The sequence below is a fragment of the Halopseudomonas sp. MFKK-1 genome, assembly GCF_027474385.1.
GTDB lineage: Bacteria > Pseudomonadota > Gammaproteobacteria > Pseudomonadales > Pseudomonadaceae > Halopseudomonas > Halopseudomonas aestusnigri.
This window is the reverse complement of the sequence record NZ_CP114836.1, coordinates 2580972-2596110: the sequence shown is the minus strand read 5'-3', so window position 1 is coordinate 2596110 and position 15139 is coordinate 2580972. Positions and strand designations below refer to the sequence as shown.

Below are 15139 nucleotides of genomic sequence, written 5' to 3'. Positions count from 1 at the left end.
TTAACACTCTCTGTACCGCAGTACCAAGGAGATCCCCCATGTTCAACTGGGCCATCGCCTTCAGCATCATCGCGCTATCATCAGCCGTGTTCGCCTTTGGTGGCTTTGACGATCAATACGCCAGCGCCGCAAGGCTGCTGACACCCGTGTTTCTTGCCCTGGCCGGGGGGTGCGCCCTGCTGGGCCGCAGTCGAGGACGCAACGAGTAGACATGCCAGACCCATCTGCCGCATCCGCGCCATCAGCAGCTACCGCATTCATGCGCCTGAGCGACGAACAGCGGCCGCTGGCCAACAAGTTCTACCGCCAATACCACAGCGGCATGAAAGCCCGCGGTCACCATCAAGTCTGGGTGGCACGCACTCACGAGCTTCAAGCCTGTCTCTGCCTGCAGACGGTCGATCAGTGCTGGTGGCTGACCGGATTGCTGGTTGCCCCTGCACAGCGCAGTCAGGGCTTGGCGAGCAGCCTGTTAGAACATGTACGCCAGCAGCATCGCGGTGACATCTGGCTGTTCTGCGCTCCCAACCTGGTGCCGTTCTACCGCGCCAATGGCTATGAGCCCGGCGACGACGCTCCCATCTCACTGCGCGACAAACTGCTGCGCTATCAACGCAGTAAAGCCCTGCTGGCCATGGTCAACCGCACGCAGGTGACGCTCCCACGCTAGCGCTTGCACCTGCTGCCACACAATGCAACACGGCGACCATTTTCCCGCACCAATTACGGGCACGGGCTCTGTGACGTTCGGGTTACGGCTGTGCAATTTTCCTTCAAAACATACGTATATATCTGATTTAAATATAAAAAAAATTGTTGGCAAGCAAAATGCTATAGGACCTGTGCCAACGCACTTAAATCAAAACCTACGGGGTAATACGTGATGATGAAGAAACTTGCAGTTGCCGTTGCTACCGCCAGCACACTGTCTTTTGCCAACATGGCTCACGCTGAAGAGTTCGATACCGCAATTGGCAAAATTGACTCCAGCATGACTGTGACGCTGGCTACCGATTACATCTGGCGTGGTCAGTCTCAAACTGACGGCGCTGGCGCTATCCAGGGCAGCCTGGACTTCGCACACGAAAGCGGCCTGTATGTCGGCGCCTGGGCGTCCAACATCGACTCCGAAGACTTCGGCGGCTCCAGCGTAGAAATCGACTACTACGCGGGTTACGGCGGAAGCATCACCGACGACATCAGCTACGACCTCTCCTGGGCTACCTACACCTACCCGAAAAACAGCTCCATCGATGTTGAAGAAGCCCTGGCCAGCCTGAGCCTGTACGGCTTCACCGTTGGCGCCAAGTACGCTTACGACCCCTCCAGCTCGCTGTACACCTACATCGGCTACGACTTTGCCCTGCCCTACGATATCGGTCTGGGCCTGCACTACGGTCTGACTGACACCAAAGACCCGCTGGACGGCGTCAGCGGTGACGAGAAATACGGTGACTGGGCCGTTACCCTGGGCAAAACCATGCTGGGCCTCGACTGGGCTGTCATGTACAGCGACACCGATCTGGGTGACGACTGCGCCTACTCCGATCAAGACTCTTGCGACGCCAACGTCACCCTGTCGGTCTCCAAGAGCCTGTAAGTACCGAGTCTGAAAACGGGCGCCCTGCTCCGAGGGTTCCCGTCAGCTAAAGCGGCATCTTGCGCCGGTCTCGCAACCTGTACCACGGCAGGCTTGCAGACCGGCTTCTTTTTGCCTGTCAGCTTACGACTGAAACTCGGGCATAAAAAAACCGGCACGCAGCCGGTTTTTCATTACTCAGGCATCACGCCCGCGGCAGGGTCACGCCGCGCTGGCCCTGATACTTGCCGCCGCGGTCGCGGTAGGACACTTCGCAGGGCTCGTCCGATTCAAAGAACAGCATCTGCGCCACGCCTTCGTTGGCGTAAATCTTCGCCGGCAGGTTGGTGGTGTTGGAGAACTCGAGGGTCACGTGGCCTTCCCATTCCGGTTCAAGCGGGGTCACGTTGACGATAATGCCGCAGCGCGCATAGGTACTCTTGCCAAGGCAGATCGTCAGTACATTGCGCGGAATACGGAAGTACTCAACGGTACGCGCCAGCGCGAAGGAGTTTGGCGGAATAATGCACACGTCGCTCTGGATATCGACGAAGCTCTTCTCGTCAAAGTTCTTCGGATCAACTACCGCCGAGTGGATGTTGGTGAACACCTTGAACTCATCGGCGCAGCGCACGTCGTAGCCGTAACTCGACACACCATAGGAAATCACCCGATCCCCTTCCGCACCGCGAATCTGGCGTTCGACAAAGGGCTCGATCATCCCGTGTTCCTGGGACTGGGTACGGATCCAACGGTCGGATTTGATGCTCATGGCGTGTCCTGAAATAGGCGGTGCGAAAAAAAGACTCTGCATGTTACCGGGTTATACCCGTCGACAAAAGTCCGGAGATCAGTCGTCGCTGATACTGATTTCCGGCATTTGTGCGGCATTCGCCAATTCAACGATACGCGCTGCCGCATGGCGCGCCATATCCTGATAAACCATGCTGATCTGGCATTCCGGCTCGGCAATTACGGTCGGCTTGCCGCCGTCGGCCTGCTCGCGAATCATCATCGACAGCGGCATGGAACCGAGCAGCTCGACACCATAGTCCGCCGCCAGGCGCTCGCCACCGCCCTCACCGAACAGATGCTCGGCGTGACCACAGTTGGAGCAGATGTGAATGGCCATGTTCTCGACCACGCCCAGCACCGGGATATTGACCTTCTCGAACATGCCGATGCCCTTGCGCGCATCCAACAGTGCCAGGTCCTGCGGCGTGGTAACGATCACCGCACCGGTCACCGGCACCTTCTGCGCCAGAGTCAGCTGAATGTCACCAGTGCCCGGCGGCATGTCGACCACCAGATAGTCCAGCTCATCCCAGGCCGTCTGGGTCAGCAGCTGCATCAGCGCGCCCGAGACCATCGGCCCGCGCCAGACCACCGGCGTATTGTCATCAACCAGAAACGCCATCGACATGACCTGCAGGCCATGCGCGCGTGGCGGGACAAACCACTTGCCGTCACTGACCTGCGGACGCGTGCCTTCCGGCAGACCCAGCATCAGCCCCATGCTCGGGCCATAGATGTCGGCATCCAGCACCCCGACTTTGGCCCCTTCACGGGCCAGCGCCAGCGCCAGGTTGGCTGCGGTCGTGGATTTGCCAACCCCGCCCTTGCCCGAGGCAACGGCAATAATGTTCTTCACCTTCTCCAGTGCCGGCACCTGCCCCTGCACGTTACCGGCCTGAATCTCGCAACGCACGCTGACCTTTGCCGCAGTCACACCATCTACATTCTCGACCGCCATCTGCATCATCTGGGCGATGCCACCGACCAGGCTGCCAGCGGCATAGCCCAGCACCAGTTCGGCCTCGACGCGCCCGCCGTCGATATCCAGCCTGCGCAAACAGCCGGCACTGAGCAGGTCGGTACGAAGGTAAGGATCCTGATATTGAGCAAGGGCCTGCTCAACGGCGGCACGATCAAGCGTAGTCATGGCGATATCCCGTAAGGACTGGCGGAAACAGGCCGCTATGCTACTGGCTCATCTGCGATGATGAAAGAGCGCAGGACAAACGCAAGACGGCCCGCCCGGCTTGCGCCGGACGGGCCGTCAGCCTTACGGAGCGAATCAGGCAGCGTCTTTCAACGGCTCCTGCGCCGATTCGGACTCGGTCTGGGCAGACTCGTCTGCCGGTTCGGCCGCAGAGGCCGCCTCAACCTGCTCGATCAGGGTGTTCATCAGACGGGTGCCGCGCTCACCCACCATCTCGGCAAACACATCACGCACAGGCAGGCTGCGCTCACGGAACACCTCGCGCTCCTCCGGCGTCAGGTACACCAGCTCGATGTCGCTGTTTTCAGTGATGATGTCCAGGCGCTCGGTATTGAGGCGAGTCTGCACGTCGTGGATCCACGGCACCAGCTCGACTACGGCATCATCAATGATTGCCTTGCGCTCGTCGGTGAGGCCGTCATACCAGTCGCTGTTGGCCATAAAGGTAGCGATGAACTGCGCCTGATTGGCGAAGATCAGATAGTCCTGAACCTTGTAGAAGTCCATCTCCTGATGGGCGAATACGGGCTGGATATTGCCGTCCAGCTGGCCCAGCTGCATGCCGCTGAACAGCTCGCCGTATTCCATGGTGGTGGGATCGGCGCCGTAGGCGCTGTAGGTTTCGCGCAGCAGACGATTGTCCATGGTGCGAATCGCCATGCCGTCGAAGTCAGCCGGTGAGCGGATCGCCTTGTTGGCACTCCAGACCTGCCAGCCCTCGGGCACGATAGCCAGCGGCTGCAGACCACGGTCGCGGTAGGAGGCAACCAGATCGTCGTTCTTGCGGAACTCGGGGGCGTTGAGAATTTCCGTATTGGTCTTTTCGTCGTCGGTCAGCACGAAGTTCAGGCTGAACAGCTGCGACTCGGGAACCGTGCCGCCGAGAAAGCCGGAACCGAAGGCAAACTGGATCGCGCCGGACTGCACCTGATCATAGATATCCGTGAGACCACCCAGCTGGCCATAGGGATAGAGTTTGACCTCCACAGCGCCGTCGGTCTTTTCCTTGATCAGCTCGGCAAACCTGGCACCGTATTCGTACTGCACGCTGCCTTCAATCTCTTCAAGGGCGAAACCCCAGGTTTCGGTTTCCACGGCATCGGCCTCGGCCACAGCGCTCTGCTCAGGCGTCTCTGAGCCATTACCACTGGCAACAGGTTCTTCTTCGGATCCGCAGGCAGCCAGCATTACCGCAGCCGCAAGAAGGCAACCATTACGCAAATTCATGGAACACTCCTTTTCAATTGTTCTGGTTTCCTGCCAAACCCTAACACAGCATTCGCGCATGTTCACGTCGTGCAAAGACGATTGATATGGGTTAAGGTCAAAAAAGGAGTACAAATTCACCATCTGAGCTGAATGTGACTACTACGTCCATCTACAGACAGAAGTCGGCGCCTAACTCCCCGAGTTAGCCTTTTCGGTCACGATACGACCGTTAGCGCCGCGAAAAGGAACAAACCGATGTCCCGACCTGCCGACAGCTCGGCAAACCGTCGCCCCGCTTCACCGGTGCTGCGCCTGCTTGAAGGCGTGGACCGCCTCACCGAATGGCTGGAAAAGAGCGTCCTCGGTGCCAGCGTGCTGTTCCTGGCTGCCCTGCTGATCATTCACGTATTGGGCCGACAGCTGTTCGGCAACGGCGTCACCGGCCAGGTCGAACTGACCCAGATGAGCCTCGTCATCATGACCTTTGCCGGCCTCGGTTACGCTGTCCGCCGGGCCCGTCATATCAGCATGTCAGCCTTTTTTGATCAGCTCAGCGGCCGGCCGCGCAAGGTCCTGCTGATCATCATCAGCCTGGGAACCGGCGCGCTGATGTTCTATCTGGCCTGGTATGCCAGCGAGTACGTTGCCACCATGGCCGAGCGCGGACGCACGTCTTCGGCGTTGCAAATCCCGCTATGGATACCCTACCTGGCGGCACCGATCGGCCTGCTTCTGGCCGGTATCCAGTTCTGGCTGACCGCCGTGCGCAACCTCACCTCAAGCGACACCTACCGGTCCTTCAGCGAGAAGGACGAGTATCTCGCTGCCCCCGACGACAGCACTCCCTGATTGCCCTGACACGGACCACCGATGCTGACCCTGACCCTCATAACCATGATCGTACTGCTGGCCCTGGGCTTCCCGATGATGGTGCCACTGCTGGTAGCGGCGCTGATGCTGCTGTTTCTGGTCATCGGGCTGGGTAACGTCGAACTGCTGATGGGGCAGATGATCAGCGGTGTGCAGTCCTGGGCCCTCGCTGCCGTTCCGCTGTTCATCTTTGCAGCGGACCTGATGACACGCGGGCATACCGCCAACCGCTTGCTGGATCTGGTGCAAAGCTTTGTCGGCCACCTTCGCGGCGGCCTGCCGATCACCACGGCAGCCAGTTGCACGCTGTTTGGCGCGGTCTCCGGTTCGACCCAGGCTACCGTTGTCGCCATGGGCGGGCCGATGCGGCCCAAGCTGCTTGAGAAAGGCTACCCGGACTCCTTTGCGCTGGCGCTGATCATCAATGCCAGCGACATTGCCCTGCTGATCCCACCGAGTATCGGCATGATCATCTACGGTGTTATTTCCGGCTCTTCGATCGGCGATCTGTTTATCGCCGGCATCATTCCGGGCCTGCTGATTCTGCTGCTGTTTTCCATCTACTGCTGGATCGCCTCGATTCGCATGGGTATCACGCCGGAGCCACGCAGCAACTGGGCCACCCGACTGACCACATTGAAAAAGGCGTTACTGCCGCTGGGCTTTCCGCTGGTAGTGGTCGGCGGCATCTACGGCGGCATCTTCAGTCCGACAGAGGCCGCGGCCATTGCGGTGCTGTATGCCCTGGTGCTGGAGGTCGTGGTGTTGCGTGCGGTCAAGCTCAGCGAGCTCTGGGACGTCGCGCTTTCAACCGGGCTGATTACTGCAGTGGTGTTCATTCTCGTCGCAGCCGGCAACGCCTTTACCTACGCCATTTCCTTCGCCGGCATTCCCCAGGCGATTCTGGAACCCGTTATCAGCAGCATCGGTCACAGCCCTACCCTGGTGTTGGGTCTGATCGCTGTTTCCTTCTTTATAGGATGCATGTTCGTCGACCCGATCGTCGTCATCCTGATTCTGACCCCGCTGTTCAAACCCGCCGTGGAGGCCGCCGGTCTTGACCCCGTTCATGTGGGCGTGATCGTGACACTCCAGGCCGCCATCGGCTCGGCCACACCGCCCTTCGGCTGCGATATCTTCACCGCGATGGCGATCTTCCGGCGCCCCTACTTCGATGTCATACGTGGCACCCCGCCGTTCATCCTGATCCTGCTGCTGGCAACCGTACTGCTTGTGCTGTTTCCGCAACTCTCGCTCTGGCTACCCTCACTGGCCACCTAGACGGCAACGCAAATATGCCTCCAACTATGGCGTTTTTGCCCTATCGAAAATGAGAAGTAATGCCGATATGCTGGCGTGAGGAACCCCGAAGCATGCCGCAAACGCCCGATCCAGAGGCGCAACGCGATGCTATAACGATAATAAGAAAGCCAGGCAGCCCCGGAGGCCGCATGATTTCCCAACAACAAAGCAACGCCCTTGCCGACAATCCAGCCAGCCCATCCAGTAAGGAACGCCTGACGCTCAGCGGCCTGCTGGCCTGCGAAGCCTTCCTGTTCGCAGCGGTCATTTCAAGCGCCTCCGGCGCGCTGTTCTGGGCGGCGCTGGCCATGATCCCGCCGACGCTAGCCTTCACCTGGATGAGCCGCACCGGAGCACGCCAGGGACGCGGGCTGGGCGCCCTGTTCAAACGCATCAACAGCAAGCAGATTGACCTGCGCGTCAACGCAGCCGATCTTGAGCAGGACGAGGCAAGTCAGGCGTTCGTCAGCCTCAACGAGCGTCTGCGCGGCATCATCATGGAGCTGCAGCTCAACAGCCTGGGCACAGCGCTGGCATCGGCCAACAGCCGCCTGCTGTCAGAGCAGGCGGCGCGGGACGCCAAGGTGCAACAGCAGCTGTCCGAACTGATCTTTCAGGCCAGCGAACAGACCACCAGTGCCCTGCACGACATTTCCAGCCGCGCCACCGGCGTTACCGAGGTCAATTCCCGCAATCTCGACATTGCCCGCCAGTCGCGACTGCAGATGAACGACGCGCGTAGCCAGATGCAACAGATCAGCAGCGCCATGACCGGCTTCAAGGACAACGTCAACGCACTGAACAACAGCTCGACCCGCATTCGCGAGATTCTCACCACGGTTCAGGATTTCTCCGCCCAAACCAACATGCTGGCCCTCAACGCGGCCATCGAGGCAGCGCGCGCCGGCGAGCAGGGGCGCGGGTTTGCCGTGGTCGCCGATGAGGTGCGCAACCTGTCTGCCAAGGTCGGTAACGCTGCCGACCAGATCAGTCAGCTGATGGAGCAGATGACCTCCGCGATGGCTGGCGCCGATCACCAGACCCAGAACATGCTCGAGCAAACCGAATCAACCGGCATGGCAGTCAGCACCGCAGCAGATCAGTTCGACGCGATGGTTGACGACTTCCAGCGCGCCAATGACGACCTGCTCATGGTCAGCAGCGCGCTGGAACAGCTGACTGCCAGCAATGCCGAGACCCTCAAGCATGGCAGCGAAATTCGTGATCTGAGCCTGACTATCAGTCAGCACATGGAGTCCAGCTTCCGTCAGGCTGACTCGCTGCGCGACAACACCAACCTGGCGCTGCGCGCCCTCGCCGGGTTCCGCCTTGGCGAAGGCCATATGGAGGCAGTGACCGAACTGCTGATGGCCCGTCGTCGCGAAATCGAATCCCGGCTGGACGAAATCGCGGATCGGGGCGTGGACCTGTTCGAGCAAAATTACACAGCCATTCCCAACACCAACCCGCCGAAGCATGATGTGCGCTGGGCAGACGCCTTTATCGAGCGCATTCGTCCCCTGCTGGATGAGTGGGATCAGGGCGGCAAGGATGGCATCGTGTACATGGCGGCGGTGAACGAAAAGGGCTACCTGCCGACCAGTCGCAGCGCGTCCTCACAGCCGCCAACCGGGGACCCGCGCATCGATGCAGCCCGCAGCAATTACAAACGCTTTGCGGTCGCCAGCGAGAGCGACCTGCGCGTGATGAGCAGCTGCACCTACCTGAACATGGGCACCTTCGTACTACCCGGCACCAGCACAGTGATCTTCGTACTGTATGTACCACTGTTCGTCAAAGGCCGCCGCTGGGGCACCATGTCTGCCGCGGTGATGCCGGCAGCACTCGGCGTCTGAACCGGGTCGGGCGCAGGGCGCGGGTCAGGCCAGCCCGCAACCTGCCGCCCGGCTCGCCTCACTGACCCGTCATGAACGCGGCCGCCGCATCGGCCGCCTGCTCGATCAGATCCTGCTGCGCCAGACCGCTCGCCTTGAGCGGTCTGAAGTCATGCTCGCCACCGTCCAGCCAATGCAGACCCAGCGCTGGGTCCAGGTCATACCCCGCAACCTCGTCGGGCTTGCCAAACGGATCGCGGGTCCCCTGTATGACAAGCCCGGGGCAGCAAAGTGCAGCGAGATGCTCCGTGCGCATACGCTCCGGCTTGCCCGGTGGATGGAACGGATAACCGAAGCAGACAAACCCCGCCGCCCCGACCTCAGCCGCAAACATGCTGGCGACTCGCCCCCCCATCGACTTGCCACCCACGAAGAATGGCCCTTGCAGCTGCGCAGCCTGAAGCCGAAACGCCTGCTCCAGCACACTCATCGGGTTGGGCGGGCGCTTGCCGCCGGTACGCCGGCGCTCCGCCATGTAGGGGAACTCGAACCGCAGCACCCGAACCCCGCGGGCCGCCAGCGCAGCGGCCAGCAGATTCATGAACGGGCTGTCCATGGGCGCGCCTGCGCCATGAGCGAGCATCAACTGCGCGATCGGTGATGTTGATGGGTCATTAACCAGAAAACCTGAAGCCGTCATCTCTTCCTTCATTTATTTACCTGTCTGAACGGTTGCACCGAAAGCGTGCGACACCATGTCACACACCTGCGAGCGCTGCCGGCTTCACATCTGAAACCAGCATGACTAGTCTCAGGTAGGCGGCGCTGCGCCGGACGCACGACAGGACGACGCAGCACGTTGGACAGCTGTTCCGACCCCATCCGAGGCCGGTCGAAAATACTCGGCACGGTACACGGACGTCGATCGGGAGGCCAGTCCAGAGGCCCTGCAAGGCGCCGTAGCACTGACCTATGTCATTGCAATGAGCGCGGGCTTTCCTCATACTTGCCAGCGCTTTAATACCCATAAACCAACTGCTATCCGTGGAATCTCGCATGAGCACAGCTACCACTCCGACAGCCTATAACTATAAGGTGGTACGCCAGTTCGCCGTCATGACGGTGGTCTGGGGTATCGTGGGCATGGCCATGGGCGTCTTCATTGCGTCCCAACTGGTCTGGCCCGAACTGAATTTTGGCTTGCCGTGGACTACCTTCGGACGCCTGCGTCCGTTGCACACTAACGCGGTCATCTTCGCCTTTGGCGGATGTGCCCTGTTTGCTACCTCCTACTACGTGGTACAGCGTACCTCGCAGGCCCGCCTGGTCTCTGATGGCCTGGCTGCCTTCACGTTCTGGGGCTGGCAGGCAGTCATCGTGCTCGCCGCCATTACCCTGCCGATGGGTCTGACCTCCAGCAAGGAATACGCTGAGCTGGAATGGCCGATCGACATCCTGATTGCTGTCGTCTGGGTCAGCTATGCTCTGGTGTTCTTCGGCACCATCATGAAGCGCAAGATGAAGCACATCTACGTGGGTAACTGGTTCTTCGGTGGCTTCATCCTCACCGTTGCTGTCCTGCACATCGTCAACAGCATGGCGATTCCGGTCAGCCTGACCAAGTCCTACTCCATGTATGCCGGTGCAACGGATGCGATGATTCAGTGGTGGTATGGTCACAACGCGGTTGGTTTCTTCCTGACCGCCGGCTTCCTGGGCATGATGTACTACTTCGTTCCCAAGCAGGCCGAGCGTCCGATCTACTCGTACCGCCTGTCCATCGTGCACTTCTGGGCGCTGATCTCCATCTACATCTGGGCCGGCCCGCACCACCTGCACTACACCGCTCTGCCTGACTGGGCTCAGTCCCTGGGCATGATCATGTCCCTGATTCTGCTGGCTCCCTCCTGGGGCGGTATGATCAACGGCATGATGACCCTGTCCGGCGCCTGGCACAAACTGCGCACCGACCCGATCCTGCGCTTCCTGGTTGTGGCTCTGGCGTTCTACGGCATGTCCACCTTTGAAGGCCCGATGATGGCGATCAAGACCGTCAACGCGCTGTCCCACTACACCGACTGGACCATTGGTCACGTACACGCCGGTGCTCTGGGCTGGGTTGCCATGATCTCCATTGGATCGCTGTACCACCTGATCCCGAAAGTCTTCGGCCGTGAAGCCATGTACAGCACCGCGCTGATCAACACGCACTTCTGGCTGGCGACTATCGGCACCGTGCTGTACATCGTCTCCATGTGGGTCAACGGCATCACCCAGGGCCTGATGTGGCGTGCAGTGAACGTCGACGGCACACCGACCTACTCCTTCGTTGAAGCACTGGAAGCAAGCCACTACGGCTTCATCGTCCGCATGATCGGCGGTGCCTTCTTCCTGATCGGTATGCTGCTGATGGCTTACAACGTTTGGCGTACCGTGCGCCACAGCAAAGCGGCCAACCTCGAAGCCGCCGCACAGACTGCCTGAGGGACGCGTTAAATGAAACTGCATGAAACAGTAGAAAAAAACCTTGGCCTGATGGTCGTTCTGATTGTCATCGCCATCAGCTTCGGCGGTCTGGTTCAGATCGTCCCGCTGTTCTTCCAGCCGGAAACCACCGAGCCGGTAGAAGGCCTGCGCCCCTACACCGCGGTTGAGCTGGAAGGCCGTGACATCTACATCCGCGAAGGCTGCGTTGGCTGCCACTCGCAGATGATCCGTCCGTTCCGTGCCGAGACCGAACGCTATGGTCACTACTCGGTTGCCGGTGAAAGCGTTTGGGATCACCCCTTCCTGTGGGGCTCCAAGCGTACCGGTCCGGACCTGGCCCGTGTCGGCGGTCGTTACTCCGACGACTGGCACCGCGCTCACCTGATCAACCCTCAGGACGTAGTGCCGGAATCCAAGATGCCGCCCTTCCCGTGGCTTCAGGACGCTGTACTTGATGGCAAGTACACCGCCAAGAAGATGGAAGTGCTGCGCAGCATGGGTGTTCCCTATACCGACGACGACATCGCCGGTGCCAAGGAAGCCGTTCAGGGCGTATCCGAAATGGATGCTCTGATCGCTTACCTGCAGCACCTGGGCACTGTCCTGTCGGATCGGTAAGCCACCATGGATAACAGCACTCTCCAGGGTCTCGGCACCGTCTTCGCCATGGCGGCCTTCATCGGCGTTGTGATCTGGGCCTACAGCTCACACAAGAAGAAGGACTTCGACGAAGCCGCTCAGCTGCCGTTTGCCGACGAAGACGAGCACGAGACCTCGGACGAGCAGCATAAAGATGCTAGGAGTAACAAGTAATGACTAATTTCTGGAGCGGGTACATTGTCATTCTGACCCTGACCTGCCTTGGCCTGATTCTCTGGCTGCTGCTGGCCACCCGCAAAACCCAGCGCCCTGGTCCGACCAACGAGACCATGGGCCACAGCTTTGACGGCATTGAGGAATACGACAACCCCCTGCCCCGCTGGTGGTTTGTCCTGTTCGTTCTGACCATGGTGTTTTCTGCGGTCTATCTGTTCCTGTTCCCGGGTCTGGGCAAATGGCCGGGCTACCTGAACTGGACCCAGGAAAGCCAGTACGAAGCGGAAGTAGCGCGCGCTGAAGAGCGTTTCGCCCCTATCTTCGCCAAGTACACCGCCATGCCGGTTGAGGAAGTTGCCAAGGTGCCGGAAGCGGTTGCCATCGGCCAGCGTCTGTTCGCCACCAACTGCTCGGTTTGCCACGGTTCTGACGCACGCGGCGCGTTCGGTTTCCCGAATCTGACCGACAACGACTGGCTGTACGGCGGTGACCCGGAAACCATCAAGACCACCCTGCGTGCAGGCCGCCAGGCTGCAATGCCGGCGTGGCTGGCCGTTATTGGTGAAGACGGTGTTCGCAACGTCTCCGGTTATGTTCGCAGCCTGTCTGGTCTGGAAACCGAAGGCGTCGATCTGGCCGCAGGCAAGACCACCTACACCAACACCTGTGCGGTCTGTCACGGTGGCGACGGCAAGGGCAACCAGCAACTGGGTGCACCGAACCTGACCGACGACATCTGGCTCTACGGCTCCAGCTTCCTGCAGGTGCAGCAGACCATTCGTTACGGTCGTAACGGCCACATGCCCAGCCAGGCCCACCTGGGCGAGGACAAGATCCACATGCTTGCCTCCTACGTTTACAGCCTGTCCCACAAAGACGCGCAGTAATCGCAGCCTGAGCTGACCAAAACGGGGAGACATTGTCTCCCCGTTTTGCTTTATGACCCAGATCAACAGACCTTGCGCGCGACTACCGGTCGCATTGTTCTGATAGCCCAAGCAGTCTATGTTCTGTACTGAAGGCAAAGTCTGTCCCTACGCAAGGCCAGTCTGCCGAACCATCCTACCTGCCTGATAGGGTTAGCCTGACCATGAGCAAGATCCCTCTCGAAGATGTAACTCCCAAGGTCGAAACCATTGACCTCTACGCCAAACGCGACAAGATCCAGACCCGCTCCTACAAGGGTCTGTTCAAGAACATTCGCCTGATTGGCGTCGGCTTCCTGTTTCTCATGTACTTTGGCACCGTCTGGCTGCCCTGGGGTGATCGTCAGGCCGTGCTTTGGGATCTGCCTGCTCGCCAGTTCCACATTTTTGGCGCTACGTTCCAGCCGGAAGATTTCTTCCTGCTCTCGTTTTTGCTGATTATCTGCGCCTTCGGCCTGTTCTTTATCACCGTGTTCGCCGGCCGCGTCTGGTGCGGTTACACCTGCCCGCAAACCGTCTGGACCTGGATCTTCATGTGGGCCGAGCGTGTTACCGAGGGTGAGCGCAACGCCCGCATCAGGCTCAACAAGGAGCCGATGAGCGCCAACAAGCTGATGCGCAAGGCGGCCAAACACAGTATCTGGCTGGCGGTATCACTGATTACCGCAATTACCTTTGTTGGCTATTTCACCCCTATCCGTGGCCTGTTTGCCGATATCTTCACCCTGCAAATCGCCGGCTGGGCGCTGTTCTGGGTGTTTTTCTTTACCGCTGCGACCTACATCAACGCCGGCTGGATGCGCGAGCAGGTGTGCATCTACATGTGCCCCTATGCACGCTTTCAGAGCGTGATGTTCGATGCCGACACCCTGATCGTGTCCTACGATGCCAAACGCGGCGAACCGCGTGGCTCGCGCAAGAAAGGCGTTGACCCGGCCGAAGTCGGCAAGGGTGACTGTATCGACTGCAACGTCTGCGTACAGGTCTGCCCGACCGGTATCGACATCCGCAACGGTCTGCAGTACGAGTGCATCGGCTGCGCGGCCTGCGTCGACGCCTGTGACGAGATCATGGACAAGATGGAATACCCGCGCGGACTGATTCGCTATACCACCGAGCACGCGCTGGAAGGCAAGAGCACCCATTGGCTGCGCCCTCGCCTGATCGGCTACGGTGCCGCCCTGGTGGCCATGATCTGCCTGTTCATCATCACCGTGGGCAACCTCAGCCAGGTATCGCTGGACATTGAGCGCGACCGCAATGTTCTGTATCGAGAAACCAGTGCCGGTGCTATCGAGAACGTGTACATTGTCAAAATTTTCAACAAGGCACAGACCGAGCGGAGCTATCGAGTCGAGGTTCAGGGGCATCCGGGCCTGCAGCTTGAGCTTCCGGATAACCGTCTGACCGTGGCACCCAGCCGCAAACTGGAACTGCCATTGAACGTGCAGATGGATCCGGTCGAGCTTGCCGGCGCGACCAACATCCCGATCACCTTCACCGTGACGGCAACCGATGATGAAGATGTGCAGGCCGAAGCCGAAAGCCGGTTTATGGCCCCACAGGTTCGCTGACAGATACAGGATCAAGCATGACGCAGCACGACACCTCAGCCTCACCCTGGTACAAGCAGTTCTGGGCGTGGTTCATCATTGCCATTCTCGGCTTTGCCGTAGTGATCGGGATCGGGCTGCTGATGATTGCCGGGCTTAACCCCGACAGTCTGGTCCGCGACAACTATTACAGCGAAGGCAAGGCCATCAACCTGTACCTGGACCAGGACCGCAACGCCAGTGCCATTGGCGTTGCGGCCGAGTTCGGTATTGATGACGTGACCGGCGACATCAGTCTGCAGCTCAGCGGTGAGCTGCAGGCGCTGCCCGCGGGCCTCAAGCTTGACCTGATTTCACCGACACACGCCTCCCGTGACCGCACGGTGATGCTGCGCCAGATTCAGGGCAATACCTACACCGGCCAGCTCGAGAACCGTATCGAGGGGCGCCGCTATGTCGAACTCAGTGATCCGGCCAATGCAGGCGATGACGGCTGGCGCCTGACCGGCGAAGTGCACCTGGCCAAGGGCAAGCAATACCAGCTGACTGCAAAGTAAGGC

The 15139-nt window shown here is 59.8% G+C and carries 16 protein-coding genes; 12 read left to right on the top strand and 4 right to left on the bottom strand.

What is annotated here, in order from left to right:
* Positions 1-38 precede the first annotated feature (38 nt).
* From O5O48_RS12060 to O5O48_RS12050, 3 genes are all read left to right on the top strand, one after another.
* Complete coding sequence (locus tag O5O48_RS12060) at positions 39-209, top strand: DUF1328 domain-containing protein (RefSeq protein WP_088273828.1); 171 nt, start codon at positions 39-41, stop codon at positions 207-209.
* Between the two features lie 2 nt (positions 210-211).
* On the top strand, positions 212-670 hold the full coding sequence (locus tag O5O48_RS12055; protein ID WP_269687117.1) for a GNAT family N-acetyltransferase: 459 nt from the start codon (positions 212-214) through the stop codon (positions 668-670).
* A 213-nt stretch (positions 671-883) separates the two neighbouring features.
* Positions 884-1600, top strand: a complete 717-nt coding sequence (locus tag O5O48_RS12050; protein WP_269687116.1) for a TorF family putative porin — start codon at positions 884-886, stop codon at positions 1598-1600.
* A 184-nt stretch (positions 1601-1784) separates the two neighbouring features.
* Here the strand turns inward: O5O48_RS12050 and dcd are convergent, their stop codons facing one another.
* From dcd to O5O48_RS12035, 3 genes are all read right to left on the bottom strand, one after another.
* Positions 1785-2351 carry a dCTP deaminase gene (gene dcd, locus O5O48_RS12045; protein WP_088273825.1) on the bottom strand — a complete coding sequence of 189 codons (567 nt, stop codon included), beginning with the start codon at positions 2349-2351 and terminating at the stop codon, positions 1785-1787.
* Positions 2352-2429: 78 nt separating this feature from the next.
* Positions 2430-3521, bottom strand: coding sequence for an iron-sulfur cluster carrier protein ApbC (gene apbC, locus O5O48_RS12040; RefSeq protein ID WP_228247391.1), 1092 nt, complete (start codon positions 3519-3521; stop codon positions 2430-2432).
* A gap of 135 nt (positions 3522-3656) precedes the next feature.
* The gene (locus O5O48_RS12035) at positions 3657-4808 is read right to left on the bottom strand and encodes a TRAP transporter substrate-binding protein (RefSeq protein ID WP_269687115.1); all 1152 of its coding nucleotides are present in this window, start codon (positions 4806-4808) and stop codon (positions 3657-3659) included.
* A gap of 237 nt (positions 4809-5045) precedes the next feature.
* Here O5O48_RS12035 and O5O48_RS12030 point away from each other — a divergent pair, with 237 nt between their 5' ends.
* The 3 genes from O5O48_RS12030 (at position 5046) to O5O48_RS12020 (ending at position 8818) form a co-directional block, all read left to right on the top strand.
* A complete protein-coding gene (locus tag O5O48_RS12030; RefSeq protein ID WP_269687114.1) occupies positions 5046-5639 on the top strand; it encodes a TRAP transporter small permease in 594 nt (197 codons plus the stop codon).
* 21 nt (positions 5640-5660) lie between these two features.
* Positions 5661-6941, top strand: coding sequence for a TRAP transporter large permease (locus O5O48_RS12025; RefSeq protein WP_269687113.1), 1281 nt, complete (start codon positions 5661-5663; stop codon positions 6939-6941).
* 170 nt (positions 6942-7111) lie between these two features.
* Complete coding sequence (locus O5O48_RS12020; RefSeq protein WP_269687112.1) at positions 7112-8818, top strand: methyl-accepting chemotaxis protein; 1707 nt, start codon at positions 7112-7114, stop codon at positions 8816-8818.
* A 58-nt stretch (positions 8819-8876) separates the two neighbouring features.
* Here the strand turns inward: O5O48_RS12020 and O5O48_RS12015 are convergent, their stop codons facing one another.
* Complete coding sequence (locus O5O48_RS12015; protein WP_269687111.1) at positions 8877-9509, bottom strand: alpha/beta fold hydrolase; 633 nt, start codon at positions 9507-9509, stop codon at positions 8877-8879.
* Positions 9510-9853: 344 nt separating this feature from the next.
* Here O5O48_RS12015 and ccoN point away from each other — a divergent pair, with 344 nt between their 5' ends.
* The 6 genes from ccoN to O5O48_RS11985 all read left to right on the top strand — a co-directional run bounded on the left by ccoN (position 9854) and on the right by O5O48_RS11985 (position 15136).
* Positions 9854-11281 (top strand): cytochrome-c oxidase, cbb3-type subunit I, encoded by a 1428-nt coding sequence (gene ccoN / locus O5O48_RS12010; RefSeq protein ID WP_228247385.1) that lies wholly within the window; start codon positions 9854-9856, stop codon positions 11279-11281.
* A gap of 12 nt (positions 11282-11293) precedes the next feature.
* The gene (ccoO, locus tag O5O48_RS12005; protein ID WP_228247384.1) at positions 11294-11902 is read left to right on the top strand and encodes a cytochrome-c oxidase, cbb3-type subunit II; all 609 of its coding nucleotides are present in this window, start codon (positions 11294-11296) and stop codon (positions 11900-11902) included.
* Positions 11903-11908: 6 nt separating this feature from the next.
* Positions 11909-12097 (top strand): cbb3-type cytochrome oxidase subunit 3, encoded by a 189-nt coding sequence (locus O5O48_RS12000; RefSeq protein ID WP_228247383.1) that lies wholly within the window; start codon positions 11909-11911, stop codon positions 12095-12097.
* Complete coding sequence (ccoP, locus tag O5O48_RS11995) at positions 12097-12987, top strand: cytochrome-c oxidase, cbb3-type subunit III (RefSeq protein ID WP_228247382.1); 891 nt, start codon at positions 12097-12099, stop codon at positions 12985-12987. The genes O5O48_RS12000 and ccoP overlap by 1 nt, the downstream gene beginning before the upstream one ends.
* 203 nt (positions 12988-13190) lie before the next feature.
* Positions 13191-14600 (top strand): cytochrome c oxidase accessory protein CcoG, encoded by a 1410-nt coding sequence (gene ccoG, locus O5O48_RS11990; protein ID WP_228247381.1) that lies wholly within the window; start codon positions 13191-13193, stop codon positions 14598-14600.
* A gap of 17 nt (positions 14601-14617) precedes the next feature.
* Entirely contained in the window at positions 14618-15136 is a 519-nt protein-coding gene (locus O5O48_RS11985; protein WP_228247380.1) for a FixH family protein, read from the top strand.
* Positions 15137-15139 lie beyond the last annotated feature (3 nt).